General features: G+C 39.0%; 16 protein-coding genes. 15 read left to right on the forward strand and 1 reads right to left on the reverse strand.

Features of this window, described 5'->3' with window-relative positions:
- Positions 1 to 50: 50 nt before the first annotated feature.
- From pulA to ADH90_RS00755, 7 genes are all read left to right on the forward strand, one after another.
- Complete coding sequence (gene pulA / locus ADH90_RS00725) at positions 51 to 2,333, forward strand: type I pullulanase (RefSeq protein ID WP_049529537.1); 2,283 nt, start codon at positions 51 to 53, stop codon at positions 2,331 to 2,333.
- A 397-nt stretch (positions 2,334 to 2,730) separates the two neighbouring features.
- Complete coding sequence (glgB, locus tag ADH90_RS00730; RefSeq protein ID WP_049529538.1) at positions 2,731 to 4,659, forward strand: 1,4-alpha-glucan branching protein GlgB; 1,929 nt, start codon at positions 2,731 to 2,733, stop codon at positions 4,657 to 4,659.
- Complete coding sequence (locus tag ADH90_RS00735) at positions 4,649 to 5,791, forward strand: glucose-1-phosphate adenylyltransferase (protein WP_049529539.1); 1,143 nt, start codon at positions 4,649 to 4,651, stop codon at positions 5,789 to 5,791. The genes glgB and ADH90_RS00735 overlap by 11 nt, the downstream gene beginning before the upstream one ends.
- Positions 5,781 to 6,920 (forward strand): glucose-1-phosphate adenylyltransferase subunit GlgD, encoded by a 1,140-nt coding sequence (gene glgD, locus ADH90_RS00740; protein ID WP_049529540.1) that lies wholly within the window; start codon positions 5,781 to 5,783, stop codon positions 6,918 to 6,920. The genes ADH90_RS00735 and glgD overlap by 11 nt, the downstream gene beginning before the upstream one ends.
- Positions 6,917 to 8,350 carry a glycogen synthase GlgA gene (gene glgA, locus ADH90_RS00745; protein ID WP_049529541.1) on the forward strand — a complete coding sequence of 478 codons (1,434 nt, stop codon included), beginning with the start codon at positions 6,917 to 6,919 and terminating at the stop codon, positions 8,348 to 8,350. The genes glgD and glgA overlap by 4 nt, the downstream gene beginning before the upstream one ends.
- Before the next feature lie 62 nt (positions 8,351 to 8,412).
- Positions 8,413 to 9,054, forward strand: a complete 642-nt coding sequence (serB, locus tag ADH90_RS00750; protein WP_049529542.1) for a phosphoserine phosphatase SerB — start codon at positions 8,413 to 8,415, stop codon at positions 9,052 to 9,054.
- A 16-nt stretch (positions 9,055 to 9,070) separates the two neighbouring features.
- Positions 9,071 to 10,186 carry a glycerate kinase gene (locus ADH90_RS00755; RefSeq protein ID WP_049529543.1) on the forward strand — a complete coding sequence of 372 codons (1,116 nt, stop codon included), beginning with the start codon at positions 9,071 to 9,073 and terminating at the stop codon, positions 10,184 to 10,186.
- Here ADH90_RS00755 and ADH90_RS00760 read toward each other — a convergent pair.
- On the reverse strand, positions 10,183 to 10,626 hold the full coding sequence (locus tag ADH90_RS00760; RefSeq protein WP_049529544.1) for a DUF1694 domain-containing protein: 444 nt from the start codon (positions 10,624 to 10,626) through the stop codon (positions 10,183 to 10,185). The genes ADH90_RS00755 and ADH90_RS00760 overlap by 4 nt on opposite strands.
- 164 nt (positions 10,627 to 10,790) lie before the next feature.
- Between ADH90_RS00760 and eno the strand changes: the two genes are divergently transcribed.
- From eno to ADH90_RS00800, 8 genes are all read left to right on the forward strand, one after another.
- The gene (gene eno, locus ADH90_RS00765; RefSeq protein WP_049529545.1) at positions 10,791 to 12,095 is read left to right on the forward strand and encodes a surface-displayed alpha-enolase; all 1,305 of its coding nucleotides are present in this window, start codon (positions 10,791 to 10,793) and stop codon (positions 12,093 to 12,095) included.
- A 245-nt stretch (positions 12,096 to 12,340) separates the two neighbouring features.
- A complete protein-coding gene (gene xseA / locus ADH90_RS00770) occupies positions 12,341 to 13,681 on the forward strand; it encodes an exodeoxyribonuclease VII large subunit (protein WP_049529546.1) in 1,341 nt (446 codons plus the stop codon).
- On the forward strand, positions 13,659 to 13,871 hold the full coding sequence (locus tag ADH90_RS00775) for an exodeoxyribonuclease VII small subunit (RefSeq protein WP_000043228.1): 213 nt from the start codon (positions 13,659 to 13,661) through the stop codon (positions 13,869 to 13,871). The genes xseA and ADH90_RS00775 overlap by 23 nt, the downstream gene beginning before the upstream one ends.
- The gene (locus tag ADH90_RS00780) at positions 13,868 to 14,743 is read left to right on the forward strand and encodes a polyprenyl synthetase family protein (protein ID WP_049529547.1); all 876 of its coding nucleotides are present in this window, start codon (positions 13,868 to 13,870) and stop codon (positions 14,741 to 14,743) included. Before ADH90_RS00775 ends, ADH90_RS00780 begins: the two co-directional genes overlap by 4 nt.
- Positions 14,736 to 15,551, forward strand: coding sequence for a TlyA family RNA methyltransferase (locus ADH90_RS00785; RefSeq protein WP_049529548.1), 816 nt, complete (start codon positions 14,736 to 14,738; stop codon positions 15,549 to 15,551). Before ADH90_RS00780 ends, ADH90_RS00785 begins: the two co-directional genes overlap by 8 nt.
- Positions 15,544 to 15,975, forward strand: a complete 432-nt coding sequence (locus tag ADH90_RS00790; protein ID WP_049529549.1) for an arginine repressor — start codon at positions 15,544 to 15,546, stop codon at positions 15,973 to 15,975. The genes ADH90_RS00785 and ADH90_RS00790 overlap by 8 nt, the downstream gene beginning before the upstream one ends.
- Before the next feature lie 6 nt (positions 15,976 to 15,981).
- Positions 15,982 to 17,649 (forward strand): DNA repair protein RecN, encoded by a 1,668-nt coding sequence (gene recN, locus ADH90_RS00795; RefSeq protein WP_049529550.1) that lies wholly within the window; start codon positions 15,982 to 15,984, stop codon positions 17,647 to 17,649.
- Positions 17,650 to 18,378, forward strand: coding sequence for a metallophosphoesterase family protein (locus ADH90_RS00800; RefSeq protein ID WP_049529551.1), 729 nt, complete (start codon positions 17,650 to 17,652; stop codon positions 18,376 to 18,378).
- The last annotated feature ends 40 nt before the right edge of the window (positions 18,379 to 18,418 follow it).

Here is an 18,418-nt window from a genome sequence, read left to right on the forward strand (position 1 = left end):
ATTATTAGTCACATATAAAATCAAATTTAATTTAGAAATTAGGGAGAACCATGTACAATTATCCTGTACTTATTCATTATCATCGTAAAGATGAGGCTTACGAGGCTTGCAGTTTCAGCATAAAGCCTCTAGATTCAGCAGAACTTATCAAAGAGGAAGAATATTTTGGAGCAAAATTCTCACTGACTCAATCGAGTGAAGTAGCTCTTGAGACCATGACTTTTACTGTTGAAAAAGATGGTGTCAGCAAAGAATATCCTATTCGCTTCAATTACTATCCACTTTTGACAGAAGTTTGGATTTTGGATGGAGATGATACAGTTTATTATTCTGAAAATCCAGCTATTGCAAGTACTCATTATAAAGACCAAAATCCTTTTGCCTTCGACAAAGCAATCAATAGTGCTAGTTTTGACCACCACTGGGGTTATCAAGGAGAGTTGGGATGTCAAGTTTCTGAAACTGAAACAAGATTTAGCCTATGGGCACCAACCGCTACATCTGTCCAAGTAGTAGTCTATGAATCTGCAAGTAACGACGCACCTATCCTTAAAACCTTTGAAATGGAGCGAGGAAATAGTTACTCCTATAGTCACAAGTATAATACAATTGGTGTTTGGAGTTTATCAGTTCCAGAAAGCTTAGCAGGTCGTGCTTACCACTACCAAATTGACTTTCCTCATCACCAGTCATTAACTCGTGATCCATATACAATAGCGACAAGTCCTGATGGAAAACGTTCAGCCATTGTCTCAAACCAAGATCGTCAGGTCGAAGGTTTTGAGGTTAAGCATGGTACAGAAGCAACTTGGCGTTTGGAAAATCCTTGCCAGGCAGTTGTGTATGAAATGCATATCCGTGATTTAACTAAGTCTGAAACATCTGGTGTTGCGCCAGAATTAAGAGGAACCTTCTTAGGTGCAGCGCAAACTGGAACAGTTAACCAATATGGTCAATCGACTGCGTTTGATTACATCAAAGAACTTGGTGTCAACTATGTTCAGTTGCAACCAATTGCTGATCGTCATAAAGAATACGATGCTGATGGAAATGTAACTTATAACTGGGGATATGATCCACAAAACTACAATGCTCCAGAAATTAGCATGTCTACAAATCCAAATGATCCAGGTCAAGCTATCCGTGATTTGAAAGCCATGGTCCAAGCTTATCACAATGCTGGTATCGGTGTTATTATGGACGTTGTTTACAATCATACCTTCTCAACCGTTGATGCACCATTCCAAACAACGGTTCCTGATTATTACTATCGAATGAACCATGATGGAACCTACCAAAATGGAACAGGAGTCGGTAACGAAACTGCCAGTGAGCATGAAATGTTCCGTAAATATATGATTGATTCTCTTCTCTACTGGGTAAAAGAATTCAATATTGACGGTTTCCGCTTTGACTTGATGGGAATTCATGACATTAAAACCATGCAGATGATCCGTTGGGCTATGGACGAAGTCGATCCTAAAATCATCCTTTATGGAGAAGGATGGGATATGGGAACTGGTCTTGCTCCTTATGATAAGGCTAAGAAAGATAATGCCTATCAATTGCCAAACATTGGATTCTTTAATGATAATCAACGTGATGCGGTTAAAGGTTGTGAAGTCTATGGTTCTATCAAATCTGGTTTCGTCAGTGGTGCTGGAACTGAGCCGATCGTCGCAAAGGCTATCCTTGGAAGCCGAGAGCTGGGTTCTTACCTCAGCCCCAATCAGGTTCTTAACTATGTAGAAGCCCACGATAACTACAATTTGCATGATTTGCTTAAAACCCTTCATCCAACGGAGAGTGAAAAACGTATCATGAAGAAAGTAGAAACAGCGACAGCCATGAACCTTCTCATGCAAGGGATGGCCTTCATGGAGTTGGGGCAAGAGTTTGGCCGTACCAAGCTTGTAGCTACAGGAGAAAATGGCGAGTTGACTCACGCAGATCGTGAGAGAGCTATGAATAGTTACAATGCTCCTGATAGCGTCAACCAAGTCAACTGGGATTTGATCAATGAGCGTCAAGATAGTATCGAGTTTGTTCGTCAGATTATCCGACTTAAAACACAAAACAGTGCCTTTTCATACCCTACCTATGAAGAAGTCTACCGTCATGTCTTTGTTCACACAGCCATTGAAAATAGTGGTTGGATTGTCTACGAGATTCAGGGAATTGAAGAGCACTTCTTGGTTGTATTCAATGCCAAAGGGGCTTCCTATTACTATGAAAATGCAGGAAACCTAGAAATGTTAGTAACTAATAGCCGTTCTAACCAAGAAAATGCCATTGACGATGTCAGTGTCGCAGTTATGAATATCTTATCTTAAAAATCAACCAAAAACTCAGGATTTACTCTTGAGTTTTTTTATATTCCTAGACCTAAAAATAAAAATGGAACTATTACTAAAAATGATTGAAAATTTCAGAAAATTTGGTAAAATTATATTAAAAGAGTTATCTACGAATATTATATTATCAAAAAATAAAAACGTTCAGTTTTTAAGTGAGTTATTTTATATATAGATAATGAAAGTTATTCTTGTAACAGTAGCTGATAGAAAATTCCACTGCTTATCATCATTTATGAAAATTTTAGAAATGTTAAGATAAATATATGAAGATTTTCGAAAAAAATTTTAGTAGAATTCGGAAATTAGTTGAAAGTTTTCCTAAAAGATAGTATAATAGAGACATAGAAAACGCTTACAAATAAAGGGGGATTCAATGGATAAATTTGAGGCTTTAAGAACTTTTACTAGTGGTGAAAATTTCCATCTTCAACACTATTTAGGAGCGCATCGTGAAGAAAGAGACGGTGAGTATGGTTATACATTCCGTGTCTGGGCGCCAAATGCGCAGGCTGTCCATCTAGTTGGTGATTTTACTAACTGGGTTGAAAATCAAATCCCCATGGTTCGTAATGAATCTGGAGTTTGGGAAGTTTTTACAACTTTAGCTCAAGAGGGGCATATTTATAAATATCATATTACTCGTGCTAATGGTCATCAGCTTATGAAGATTGATCCCTTGGCAGTACGCTATGAAGCTCGTCCAGGAACAGGGGCAGTTTTAATAGAAATTCCTGAGAAAAAATGGAAGGATGGTCTCTGGTTAGCTCGGAGAAAACGTTGGGGATTTTTCGAAAGACCGGTCAATATCTATGAGGCGCATGCAGGATCTTGGAAGAGAAATCCTGATGGAACACCTTATAGCTTTGCTCAACTCAAAGAAGAGCTCATCCCCTATCTTGTTGAGATGAACTATACTCATATCGAGTTTATGCCTTTGATGGCTCACCCACTTGGTTTGAGTTGGGGTTATCAGCTCATGGGCTACTTCGCTTTAGAGCATGCCTATGGTCGTCCTGAAGAGTTTCAAGACTTCGTTGAGGAATGTCATATCAACAATATCGGTGTAATTGTGGATTGGGTGCCAGGTCACTTTACAATCAATGATGATGCTTTAGCTTATTATGACGGAACACCAACTTTTGAATATCAAGACCATAACAAAGCACACAACTACGGTTGGGGTGCATTGAACTTTGATTTAGGCAAAAATGAAGTCCAATCTTTCTTGATTTCTAGTATTAAGTTCTGGATTGATTTCTATCACCTAGATGGTATTCGTGTAGATGCCGTAAGTAATATTCTCTATCTAGATTATGACAATGCTCCATGGACACCAAATAAAGACGGCGGCAATCTCAACTATGAAGGCTATTATTTCCTACAACGTTTGAACGATGTTATTAAGCTAGCTCATCCTGATGTTATGATGATTGCAGAGGAGTCTTCTTCAGGTACCAAGATTACCGGTATGAAGGAAATGGGTGGACTTGGATTTGACTACAAGTGGAACATGGGGTGGATGAATGATATCCTACGTTTCTACGAAGAAGATCCAATTTACCGCAAGTATGACTTTAACCTTGTGACTTTCAGCTTTATGTATGTCTTTAATGAAAATTATCTCCTACCATTCTCACATGATGAGGTTGTCCACGGTAAGAAGAGTATGATGCATAAGATGTGGGGTGATCGTTACAATCAATTTGCTGGTTTGAGAAACCTCTACACTTATCAAATTTGTCACCCTGGTAAGAAATTACTCTTCATGGGTAGCGAATTTGGTCAATTCTTAGAGTGGAAATCAGAAGAGCAATTAGAATGGTCTAACCTAGAAGATCCGATGAATGCTAAGATGAAATACTTTACATCACAGTTGAATCAGCTTTATAAAGACCACCGTTGTCTTTGGGAAATTGATACAAGCTATGACGGTATTGAAATTATTGATGCGGATAACAGAGATCAGAGTGTTCTTTCCTTTATCCGAAAAGGCAAGAAAGGCGAGATGCTAGTCTGTGTCTTCAATATGGCACCAGTTGAACGCCCTGACTTCACAATTGGTCTTCCAGTTGCAGGCATTTATGAAGAAATCTGGAATACAGAGTTAGAACAATGGGGTGGTGTGTGGAAAGAGCATAACCAAACAGTTCAAACTCAAGAAGGATTGTGGAAGGATTATGAGCAGACTTTGACATTTACCTTGCCAGCTATGGGAGCAAGTATTTGGAAAATCAAACGTCGCATAAAACCTACTAAAAAAGTCGCTAATAAAACTCAAAAAGGAGTAGAAAATGAAGAATGAAATGCTAGCTTTAATCCTTGCTGGTGGGCAAGGAACTCGTCTTGGTAAACTCACTCAAAGCATTGCTAAACCTGCCGTGCAATTTGGTGGGCGCTACCGTATCATTGACTTCGCTCTTTCAAACTGTGCCAACTCTGGTATCCATAATGTTGGGGTTATTACACAGTATCAACCACTAGCTCTCAACAGCCACATTGGTAATGGTTCTAGTTGGGGTCTAGATGGTATTGACACCGGAGTTTCTATCCTTCAACCCTACTCTGCAAGTGAAGGAAACCGTTGGTTTGAAGGTACAAGTCATGCCATTTACCAAAACATCGACTATATCGACAGCATCAATCCTGAGTATGTTTTGATTCTTTCAGGTGACCATATCTACAAGATGGACTATGATGATATGCTCCAATCACACAAGGATAATAATGCCAGCTTGACAGTTGCTGTCTTGGATGTGCCACTTAAAGAAGCTAGCCGTTTTGGTATCATGAATACAGATGCTAATAATCGTATTGTTGAGTTTGAAGAAAAACCAGCTGAACCAAAATCAACTAAGGCATCAATGGGGATTTATATCTTTGACTGGAAACGACTTCGCAATATGCTAGTTGCAGCTGAGAAGGCCAACCTAGACATGTCAGACTTCGGTAAAAATGTTATTCCAAACTATCTTGAAACTGGTGAAAGTGTCTATGCTTATGAATTCAATGGATACTGGAAGGACGTGGGTACTATTGAATCACTCTGGGAAGCAAATATGGAATACATCTCTCCAGAAAATGCTCTAGATAGCCGTAACCGTCAATGGAAAATCTATTCTCGTAACCTTATCGCTCCACCAAACTTTATTGGAGAACATGCTCATGTAGAAGATTCTCTAGTAGTAGATGGATGTTACGTAAATGGTACTGTGAAACATTCTATTCTTTCTACAGCTGCTCAAGTTCGTAAGGGAGCAGAAGTCGTTGATTCTGTCATCATGAGTGGAGCAGTTATCGGTAGAGGTGCTAAAATTACACGTGCAATCATCGGTGAAGGAGCAGTCATTGCCGATGGTGTAGAAATTGATGGTACAGAAGAAGTAGAAGTAGTCGGATATAATGAAGTAGTGGGGGTAGCAACAGATGAAGATTGATAAATATTCAGCGATTTTAGGAAATACCGTTGGTTTCCATGATATGTCAACCTTGACAAGTAACCGTCCAGTGGCAACTTTACCATTTGGAGGAAAGTATCGTTTGATTGACTTCCCGCTTTCAAGTTTAGCAAATGCTGGTGTTCGTAGTGTTTTTGGAATCTTCCAACAAGATAATATCAGCTCAGTTTTCGACCACATTCGTTCAGGTCGTGAGTGGGGCTTGAATACACTACTTAGTCACTACTATTTAGGTATTTACAATACACGTGTAGAAAGTAGCACAGTCGGTAAAGAGTATTATCAACAACTCTTAACTTACTTAAAACGTTCAGGTTCAGACCAAACAGTTTCCTTGAACTGTGATGTTTTGGTAAATATTGATCTTGCTCAAGTTTTCCATTTGCATAATACTACAAAATCACCAATCACGGTAGTTTATAAGAAATTGCCTAAGAAGGACATTTCAGAAGTAAATGCAATCCTTGATATCGATGAAACTGACCACGTGCTCTCTCACAAACTCTTTGATAAAAAATCAAACCAAGAATACTACAACATGTCAACAGATATCTTTGTTGTAGATACTCAATGGTTGATTAAACGTTTGGAAGAAGAAGCCCAAAAAGAATATCCAGAAAAATTACGCTATGTTCTTCGTGATTTGGCAGCCAAAGAAGGTGCTTTTGCATATGAATATACAGGTTACCTAGCAAATATTCATTCAGTAGAAACATACTTCCAAGCGAATCTAGATATGCTTGATCAGCAAAAATTCTACTCTTTGTTCTCACCAAATCAAAAGATTCATACTAAAGTTAAAAACGAAGAACCTACCTACTATGCACCTGGTTCTAAAGTAAACACATCTCAATTTGCTTCTGGTAGTATCATTGAGGGTGAAGTGGATAAATCTGTTATTTCGCGTAATGTTCGTATCAATAAAGACAGCTTGGTTAAAGAGTCTATTATCTTCCCTCGAGTTGTCGTTGGAAAAGGTGCACAAGTTGAGTATGCAATTGTAGATAAGGGTGCTGAAATAGCTGAGGGAGTTGTTATTCGAGGTACAGCAGAAAACCCTGTTGTCATCAAAAAAGGCGAAAAAGTAACAGAGGATGTCCTTTCATGAAAATTTTATTTGTAGCAGCAGAGGGCGCTCCCTTTTCAAAAACAGGTGGATTGGGAGACGTTATCGGAGCACTTCCAAAATCATTAGTAAAAGCTGGGCATGAAGTTGCTGTTATCTTACCTTACTATGACATGGTAGAAGCCAAGTTTGGTGATCAGATTGAAGATGTCCTTCAATTCGAAGTCTATGTTGGTTGGCGCAGACAATTTTGTGGAATTAAGAAAACTGTTTTAAACGGTGTTACCTTCTACTTTATCGACAATCAATATTATTTCTTCCGTGGGCATGTTTATGGAGATTTCGATGATGGTGAACGTTTTGCCTTCTTCCAACTTGCTGCCCTTGAAGCTATGGAGCGTATTGGATTCATACCTGACGTCCTCCATGCTCATGATTACCATACAGCAATGATTCCTTTCTTGCTGAAGGAAAAATACAGATGGATTCAAGCTTACCAAGGAATCAAGACTGTTTTGACCATTCATAACTTGGAATTTCAGGGTCAATTTTCTGAGAGTATGCTTTGGGACTTGTTCAGGGTTGGATTTGAGCGCTACGCTGATGGAACAGTTCGTTGGAATGATTGTCTTAACTGGATGAAGGCTGGTATTCTCTATGCAGATCGTGTATCAACCGTGTCACCGAGTTATGCTTATGAGATAATGACTACAGAGTTTGGTTGCGGTATTGATCAGATTCTCCGTATGGAATCTGGCAAGCTTTCTGGTATTGTTAATGGTATAGATACAGATTTGTACAACCCAGAGACGGATGCTTTACTTGAGTATCATTTTAATAAAACTGATTTGTCAGGGAAAGCTCAAAATAAAGCGAAACTTCAAGAAAGAGTTGGTCTTCCAGTACGTCCTGATGTGCCAATGATTGGTATCGTGTCACGTTTGACTCGTCAGAAGGGCTTTGATGTGGTGGTTGAAAGCCTGCATCGTATGCTTCAAGAGGATATTCAAATCGTTCTCTTGGGAACTGGAGATCCAGGATTTGAACAAGCCTTCTCTTGGTTTAGTCAAGTATTCCCAGAAAAACTTTCTGCCAATATTACTTTCGACGTGAAATTGGCTCAAGAAATCTACGCTGCTTGTGATTTGTTCCTTATGCCAAGTAGATTTGAACCTTGTGGGCTTTCACAAATGATGGCTATGAGATATGGTACGCTTCCTTTGGTAAATGAGGTTGGTGGTCTTAGAGATACTGTTCAAGCCTTTAATCCAATTGATGGAACAGGTACAGGATTTAGCTTTAATAACCTAACTCCATATTGGCTCAACTGGGCCTTGCAAACAGCTCTGGATGTTTATCATAACCATCCTGATGTTTGGAAGAATATGCAAGTTCAAGCTATGGAATGTGATTTCTCTTGGGATACAGCCTGCAAGTCATATCTTGATTTGTACCACAGTTTAGCAAACTAAATAGTTAAAATCGTATGATACCTTCATACGATTTTTTGAGATTCTGAAAGTAAGACAATTATATGAAAAAAATTAAAGGACTCTGTGTACTGGATGTTGATGGGACACTAATAGAAGAGGAAGTTATTGATTTGTTGGGGAAAGAAGCAGAGTGTGAAAATGAAGTAGCTCTACTGACTGCCCAAGCTATGAGGGGAGAACTAGATTTTGAAGAAAGCCTGAGAAAACGTGTTTCTTTATTACAAGGACTATCTGTAGATATTTTTGATAAGATTTATCGTGAACTACACCTTAGTAAAAATACTGCACAGTTTATTAACATTCTTCAAGAAAATCGGATAGAAGTAGGTTTAGTTTCGGGTGGATTTACACCTATTGTAGAAAGATTGGCAAAGGATTTAGAGATTTCATTATTTGCTGCTAATCAACTGGAAATCAGAGGTGGTCATTTAACTGGAAATCTTATTGGTCCCCTTATAAACAGAAAAGTTAAAGAAGAGACTTTTATCAGATGGGCTGATGAATTGGAGGTACCAATCGAGAGGACAATTGCTATTGGAGATGGAGCTAATGATTTAGCAATGTTGAAGAGAGCTGGAATCGGCATTGGCTTCTGTGCAAAAGAAATCGTGAAAGAGGAAATTCCCCTTCAAATTGAAGAAAGAGACTTCTCAAGAGTATTGAAGCTGATAGATTTATTTTGATTAGAAAGAAGAGTGTATGAAAATTGTTATAGCACCTGACTCTTTTAAGGAGAGTCTCCCTGCAAGTGAAGTAGCTAAAGCTATTAAACGAGGCCTTCAAAAGGCTTTACCTGAATCGGAATGTTTGCTCTTACCTGTTGGCGATGGAGGAGAAGGAACAGTAGACGCTATAAAAAGTGCTTTAGGTCTTGAAGAACATACAACTCAGGTAACAGGTCCATTTGGTGATGAGGTACAAATGCCTTATGTTTATAAAGAAACTCTCGCTTTATTTGAAGTTGCGGATTTGATAGGTCTTGCTAAAATTCCCATTGAAAAACGAAATCCCCTGAAGATTCAAACAAAGGGGATTGGTCAACTGATTCTGCATTTAATAGAGCATGGAATGAAAGAAATCTATATCGGAGTCGGTGGGACATCCAGTAACGATGGTGGGATTGGTATTGCTTCAGGACTTGGTTACCAGTTCTATGACAAAAATGGAGATGAACTTTTAGATATTGGTCAGTCTTTGTTTGAAATTGCTGATATCTCAAAGGAGAAAGTTATATCTATTCCTTCTGATGTGCGAATTAAAATCTTAGCAGATGTGACCAATCCTCTCTGTGGCCTACAAGGAGCTACATATACATTTGGGAAGCAAAAAGGTTTAAATCCAGCTCAATTTCATGAAGTTGATTCTGCTATTGAAAACTTCTATCGAAAAGTTGCCCCTGAAATCTTAAAACTGGAAGGAGCTGGAGCAGGTGGTGGTATTGCAGCTGGCTTATGTGCTTTTGCTGGAGCAACAATTGTGTCTGGTATTCAAACTTGTTTAGACCTAATCGGTTTTGATCAGAAGGTTGCGAATGCAGATCTTGTCATCGTTGGTGAAGGTAGGTTAGATTCTCAAAGTTTATCTGGTAAGGCTCCAATTGGAGTAGCAAAAAGAACACCTAATGGTGTTCCTGTCATTTCTATTTGCGGTAGTCTGTCAGAGGATTTACCACCCTTACCATTTGAGAATATCGTTGCAGCCTTTTCTATACTAGAAAAAAGTGAACCACTGGAAGACAGTCTAAAAAATGCCGCTATCTATTTAGAATATACAGCTACAAACATTGGTCAAATCTTAGCTTTGAAGAAGAATTAACCAAACCACTTTTTCCAAATAGAAGTAGGAGCTTTGTTCTCTTTCTTTTGCCACAAGTCTGGAAAGGCCTTTTTAAGGTCTTTTTCATTTATTTGAACAGGGGAATCACTATGAATAATCAAGCCAAAAGGGGATGAATTGTGATCTTCTGAAACGATAGTCGCTTGGAAGTCAGCATCTTTGGCTTGTTTTAGATAATAGACCTGCTTTTCAAATACTACCTGAGGAGAAATTTTGACAAAAAGTGGTTCAGTTTCTTTTTTTAGACTCACTAAAATAGATACATAACCCTTTTGAAATTTATCATCATTAGCTGTTTCAAGGTCTGCATAGCCAAGGACCCTTTCCTCGAAAGTTCCGAGAAAACGTCTCTGTTCATCTGGATTTAGTTTAAGACCGCCATGAGCCTTTTCTAGGATTTGTTTTGATACATCAGTCATAAAAATAGTATATCATAAAATAAAGGAGAAAACAGATAAAAGAAAGCGATTACTTTATAAACTTAAGGAAAATTTGCACAAAGATAACGTTTTTCCTTGAAAAAGGTGTCTTTTTAAGGTATCATAGAGGTGTAAAAAATTTAACTCAATAAGGAGAGTAAAAAATGTCAATTATTACTGATGTTTACGCTCGCGAAGTCCTAGACTCACGCGGTAACCCAACACTTGAAGTAGAAGTTTACACTGAATCAGGTGCTTTCGGACGTGGTATGGTTCCATCAGGAGCTTCTACTGGTGAACACGAAGCAGTTGAACTTCGTGATGGTGACAAATCTCGTTACGGTGGTCTTGGTACACAAAAAGCTGTTGACAACGTAAACAACATCATCGCTGAAGCAATCATCGGCTACGATGTACGTGACCAACAAGCTATCGACCGTGCTATGATCGCACTTGACGGTACTCCTAACAAAGGTAAATTGGGAGCTAACGCAATCCTTGGTGTGTCTATCGCTGTAGCTCGTGCTGCTGCTGACTACCTTGAAATCCCACTTTACAGCTACCTTGGTGGATTCAACACTAAAGTTCTTCCAACTCCAATGATGAACATCATCAACGGTGGATCTCACTCAGATGCTCCAATCGCTTTCCAAGAATTCATGATCGTACCTGCTGGTGCACCAACATTCAAAGAAGCTCTTCGTTGGGGTGCTGAAATCTTCCACGCTCTTAAGAAAATCCTTAAATCTCGTGGTTTGGAAACAGCCGTAGGTGACGAAGGTGGATTCGCTCCTCGTTTCGAAGGAACTGAAGACGGTGTTGAAACTATCCTTGCCGCAATCGAAGCTGCTGGATATGTTCCTGGTAAAGACGTATTTATCGGATTTGACTGTGCTTCATCAGAATTCTATGATGAAGAACGTAAAGTTTACGACTACACTAAATTTGAAGGTGAAGGCGCTGCTGTACGTACTGCTGCAGAACAAATCGACTACCTTGAAGAATTGGTAAACAAATACCCAATCATCACTATCGAAGATGGTATGGATGAAAACGACTGGGACGGTTGGAAAGCTCTTACTGAACGTCTTGGTGGTAAAGTTCAATTGGTTGGTGACGACTTCTTCGTAACAAACACTTCTTACCTTGAAAGAGGTATCGCTGAAGGCGCTGCTAACTCAATCCTTATCAAAGTTAACCAAATCGGTACTCTTACTGAAACATTCGACGCTATCGAAATGGCAAAAGAAGCTGGTTATACTGCTGTTGTATCACACCGTTCAGGTGAAACTGAAGATTCAACAATCGCTGACATCGCAGTTGCAACTAACGCAGGACAAATCAAGACTGGTTCACTTTCACGTACAGACCGTATCGCTAAATACAACCAATTGCTTCGTATCGAAGACCAACTTGGTGAAGTAGCTGAATATCGTGGATTGAAATCATTCTACAACTTGAAAAAATAAAATAGTTCAGTGAACTATTTTATCCCGAACCTTGAAACTCAAAAGTTCGGCCGTTGATTTAACAACGTTTTAAGCCCCTTGGATTTTATCCGAAGGGCTTTTTTTCTGTTCAGGGGGCAAAAAAGGGGCAAAACTTTTGTAGAAACAAACTGTATTTTTGCCATTCTAAGTGGGAAATAAAGATTTTTAAGCATATTTTTGGTATAATAATACCCAGGAAAAACTAGAGAAAGAAGGAGGTAGAGATGGAAAAGTATTTATCAGTTACAACATTGACCAAGTATTTAAAAATGAAATTTGATAAAGACCCCTATTTGGAACGGGTCTATTTAACTGGTCAAGTCTCTAACTTCCGGAAGCGTCCAACGCATCAGTATTTTTCTCTTAAGGATGATCGAGCAGTTATTCAGGCAACCATTTGGTCAGGTATTTATCAGAAACTAGGTTTTGACTTGGAAGAAGGAATGAAGATCAATGTAGTTGGTCGTGTCCAAGTTTATGAACCGAGCGGGAGTTATTCGATTATTATTGAAAAAGCTGAACCAGATGGTGTTGGTGCCTTGGCAATCCAATTTGAACAACTTAAGAAGAAACTGGCAGAAGAAGGTTTGTTTCAAGAGCGATTTAAACAAGCTTTACCACAATTTTCAAAGAAAATCGGTGTAGTGACCAGCCGTAGTGGAGCTGTTATCCAAGATATCATCACTACAGTCAGTAGACGTTTCCCTGGTGTGGAAATTGTCCTATATCCTACTAAAGTTCAAGGTGAGGGTGCTGCAGAGGAGATTGCTCGTAACATTGCGAGAGCCAATGAACGAGATGACTTAGATGTTCTGATTATCGGCCGTGGTGGTGGATCCATTGAAGATCTTTGGGCCTTTAACGAAGAAATTGTAGTTCGAGCTATTTTTGAATCTCGTTTACCGATTATTTCGAGTGTAGGTCATGAAACGGATGTCACTCTGGCTGATTTTGTGGCTGATAAGAGAGCGGCAACGCCGACAGCTGCTGCTGAACTCGCTACACCAGTAACTAAGTTAGATTTTTTAACCTATCTTCAGAATCAAGAAAAACGCATGACTACAGCGGTTAAGCATAGTTTGTCAAAGAAACAAGAAGCTTTGAGAATCCTCAGTCAATCGGTCATCTTCAGACAACCAGAGCGTTTATATGACGGTTATCTACAACGCTTGGATCAGTTACAGCTACGACTGAAGCAAGGACTGAATGCTGAATTGGTTCGAAATCAACAAAAGGTTCAAGAACAAATCCACCGTTTGGAACAATTATCACCAATCATCAAAATCCAGCGTTATCAGGATCGTATCCAGCAATTAAAGAAACTGCTGCGAAGCCAGATGGCTGTGACCTATGATGCAAAAGTAGCAGAAGTAAAACGCCTATCAGAAGCTCTCCTTATGCTAGATACTAGTCGAATTGTAGCCAGAGGTTATGCAATTGTCAAAAAAGGAGAAGTTGTAGTGGCTTCTGCGAAAGATTTGAAAGAAAATGACCAAGTATCACTGTTGATGCGGGACGGTCAAGTAGAATTAGAGGTAAGAGATGTCAAAACAAAAGAAATTTGAGGAAAATCTAGCAGAGCTTGAGACTATTGTTCAAAGCTTAGAAAATGGTGAAATTGCTTTGGAAGATGCTATTTCTGCATTTCAAAAAGGAATGCTCTTATCCAAAGAATTGCAGGCAACACTTGATAAGGCTGAAAAGACCTTGGTCAAGGTTATGCAAGAAGATGGAACAGAAAGTGAACTGGTATGAACAAGCAGGAAAAACTAGCTTTGGTCGAGTCAGCTCTTGAAGACTTTTATGGCGACCAACAATTTGCGTCCAGTTTAAGAGAATCTATTCTCTATTCCGTCCATGCTGGTGGTAAACGGATTCGTCCATATTTACTTTTAGAAGTTTTGGACTCCTTACAAGTGCCTATCACTCAGGAACATGCTCAAGTTGCAGCGGCACTAGAAATGATTCATACAGGAAGTTTGATCCATGATGATCTTCCTGCTATGGATAATGATGATTTTCGTCGGGGGCGTTTGACCAACCATAAGGTGTATGGTGAAGCTCTAGCTATTTTAGCAGGGGATGCGCTTTTTTTGGATCCCTATGCTTTAATTGCTCAAGCTGATTTGCCGAGTCAAACAAAGGTTGATTTAATAGCTAATTTATCACTTGCTTCTGGAAGTATGGGAATGGTGGCTGGACAAGTTTTAGATATGGAAGGCGAAGGAAAACACTTGAATTTAGAGGAACTTCAGACTATCCATGCTAATAAGACTGGTAAACTTTTAGCTTTTCCTTTCCAAGCGGCTGGTATCATTGCTGGATTGGATGAAAATCATCAGAAGCAGCTTAAAACAGTTGGCGAGTTGATTGGCCTGGCTTTCCAAGTGAGAGATGATGTGCTTGATGTTACAGCAAGTTTTGAGGAAATCGGCAAGACACCTCAGAAAGATTTGCAAGCCGAAAAGTCAACCTATCCTGCTTTGTTGGGATTAGATCAGGCGATAGCGTTTTGCAATCAAACCTTGGATCAAGCTAATGCGAAACTAGAAGAGATTAGCCGAGTTGTGAGCTTTGATAAGGAACCAATTGTGAAAATAGTAGAAAGTTTGAGAATCAATGGATAAGGAAAGAGTAGATGTATTAGCTTACAAACAAGGTTTATTTGAAACGAGAGAACAAGCCAAACGAGGTGTTATGGCTGGTTTGGTAGTCGCTGTTATAAATGGCGAACGATTTGATAAACCAGGAGAAAAAATTCCTGACGATACAGAGTTGAAACTCAAGGGCGAGAAACTTAAGTATGTCAGTCGTGGTGGCTTGAAACTTGAGAAGGCGCTAGATATTTTTGATCTATCAGTTGAGGGACAAACGACCATTGATATCGGCGCTTCAACTGGAGGTTTTACGGATGTCATGTTGCAAAATGGTGCTAAACAAGTTTTTGCAGTTGATGTTGGTACTAATCAACTGGCATGGAAATTACGCCAAGATCCTCGTGTTGTCAGTATGGAGCAGTTTAATTTCCGTTATGCTGAAAAGAGCGACTTTAATCAGGAACCAAGTTTCGCAAGTATCGATGTCAGTTTTATTTCCTTAGGCCTTATTTTGCCAGCCTTACACCGTGTTTTAGCCGATCAAGGTCAGGTCGTAGCTCTAGTTAAGCCTCAATTTGAGGCTGGTCGAGAACAGATTGGTAAAAATGGAATTATCAGAGATGCCAAGGTTCACCAAAGTGTTTTAGAAGCAGTTACTAAAATGGCAGTTGATGAAGGATTTTCAGTCTTAGGATTGGACTATTCTCCTATTCAAGGTGGTCATGGGAATATCGAGTTTTTAGCCTATTTGCGAAAAGAAGATTACGCAATCAATCAGGTTAGTTCTGAAATAGAAAAAATAGTGGAGAAAGCACATAGAGAATTTAAAGATGAATAAAAAAGAGAGACTTGAGAAGATTAGAAGATTTGTTACAGATTATCAAATCGGAACGCAGGAAGAAATCGTTGAACACTTGAGAGAAGCGGGTATCTCTGCTACTCAAGCAACAGTCTCCCGAGATATTAAAGAATTAGGTATTGTAAAAATTCCATTGAAAGACAATACTTACATTTATGAATTGCCAAAATCAATCGTTAGAAGCTTGCAATTGGCAGAAAATAATATTGTTCATGCTGAACGAATGGGATATATGATCAATTTGCAAGTCATTCCAGGAAATACTATTTTCGTTAAGAGTCAGTTGATGACTGTTTTTTCTGACCAAATTTTTAGCTGTATTGCTGATGATGATTCCATCTTGATGGTATTGAGAAGTGAAGAAACAGCCAAGGATATTTTTGAGCAAGTTAAAAATTGGTAGGATTATATGTTACTTGAAATTTCGATTAAAAATTTTGCTATCATCGAATCAATTTCTCTGAATTTTGAAAAAGGGATGACAGTTTTAACTGGTGAAACAGGTGCAGGTAAGTCAATCATCATCGACGCTATGAATATGATGTTAGGAGCCAGAGCTACAACAGAAGTTATTCGTCATGGGGCTCCAAAAGCAGAAATTGAAGGTCTTTTTTCAATTGAAAGTAATCGCGCGCTAGAAGATATTTTTGATGAACAAGGATTAGAATTGAGTGATGAAATCATTATTCGTCGCGAAATTTTACAAAACGGCCGTAGCATCAGTCGTGTCAATGGACAGATGGTTAATCTTTCAGTATTAAGGACAATTGGTCAACAGCTAGTTGATATTCATGGTCAACATGACCAAGAAGAATTAATGCGTCCTCATCGACACATCCAGATGTTGGATGAGTTTGGAGATACTTCTTTCTTTGAATTAAAAGAAGCCTATCAGATGAGCTTTGACAACTATCGTCGTATGCGCAAGCAAGTGCTTGACATCAAAAAAAATCAGCAAGAGCACAAGGCGCGAATTGAGATGTTGGAATTTCAGATGGCTGAGATTGAAGCAGCTAATTTGAAAGCTGGTGAAGATGTTACTCTCAATCAAGAAAGAGACAGACTACTGAACCATAAACATATCGCTGATACTTTGACTAATGCTTACAGTATGTTGGATAATGAAGAGTTTTCTAGTCTGGCAAATGTTCGTTCGGCCATGAATGATATGGAAAGTCTTGAAGAGTTTGATCCAGAGTATCGTGAGATTTCAGGAACACTTTCTGAATCCTATTATGTTCTAGAAGATATCACCAAGCGCTTGGAATCCATTATTGATGATTTAGATTTTGATGGTAATCGTCTGATGCAGGTTGAAAGCCGACTAGATTTGATTCATACTATTACCCGTAAGTATGGTGGTAGTGTAGATGATGTCCTTGAATACTTTGCCAAGATTACAGACGAATACAATCTTCTAACAGGAAATAATCTATCTTCTGAAGATATGGAAATCGAACTCAAGAAACTTGAAAAAAATCTTGTGGACCTAGCAGGTCAAGTTGCTCAAGCTCGCCATAAAATAGCGCAGGACTTAGAAGCTGAAATCAAGCAAGAATTGCAAGACCTTTACATGGAGAAAGCACAATTTCAAGTTCGTTTTAGTAAGGGAAAATTCAGTCGTGAAGGTAATGAGAGTGTTGAATTTTACATTTCAACCAATCCTGGAGAAGATTTTAAACCTTTAGTAAAAGTAGCTTCTGGTGGAGAGTTGTCTCGTCTCATGTTAGCTATCAAGTCCGCTTTTTCTCGTAAGGAAGGCAAGACCAGTATCGTCTTTGATGAGGTGGATACGGGAGTTTCAGGTCGTGTAGCTCAAGCCATCGCGCAAAAAATTCACAAAATTGGACAAAATGGACAAGTGTTGGCCATATCTCACCTTCCTCAAGTTATTGCTATCGCAGATTATCAGTTCTTTATTGAAAAGATTAGCAATGAACATTCAACGGTATCAACTGTTCGCTTGTTAACAGTTGAAGAAAGGATTGAAGAAGTCGCTAAGATGTTGGCTGGAGAGAATGTGACAGAAGCAGCATTGACTCAAGCGAGAGAATTATTACAAAGTAAGGAGAAATAAATGACAGACTATTATGTAATTGGTGATGTCCACGGAAAAGCTGGAATGTTAGAAGACTTACTTAAAACATGGGATGGCAAGACTCAATTACTCTTTCTTGGAGATTTGATTGATAGAGGAGAAGATAGCCGCCGTGTTCTTGAAATGGTCAAGGATTTGGTTGATAACCAAGGAGCTATCTGCTTATCTGGGAACCACGAGTATATGTTTTTAACATGGTTAGACAATCCAGAAGAGAGTTACGATCACTACCGTAGAAATGGTGGGGATACAACCATTAATTCCATTTTAGGCCGTCCACTAGATGCACCAGTAGATGGAGTAGCAGATGCTAAACGAGTTGAGACAGAAGCAGCGGACTTAGTGGAGTTTATCCGTCAAATGCCTTTTGTCATTGAAACAGATAAGTATATCTTTGTACATGCTGGTATTGATTTGACTTTGGATGATTGGCATGAAACGACAGATTACAAGAAAGTTTGGCTCAGAAAACCATTTCACGAAGCAGCCAATCATACTGGAAAAACAATTGTCTTTGGTCATACACCAGTCTATGGTTTGTTGGATCAAAAACCTGGCACATCTGAACTCTGGATAACAGAAGACGGTAAGATTGGAATGGATGGAGGGGCTGTCTACGGCGGTGTTCTTCATGGGATTGTCTTTACCGACCAAGGTATGACAGAACATTACTTCATTGAAAATGATGGCTTTGTTGCTGAAGATTAGTACTCCTAACAGGGTATGGTCTTGTCAAAATGTTAAAAAC

The organism is Streptococcus pseudopneumoniae, from assembly GCF_001073085.1.
Classification (GTDB): Bacteria; Bacillota; Bacilli; order Lactobacillales; family Streptococcaceae; genus Streptococcus; species Streptococcus pseudopneumoniae_M.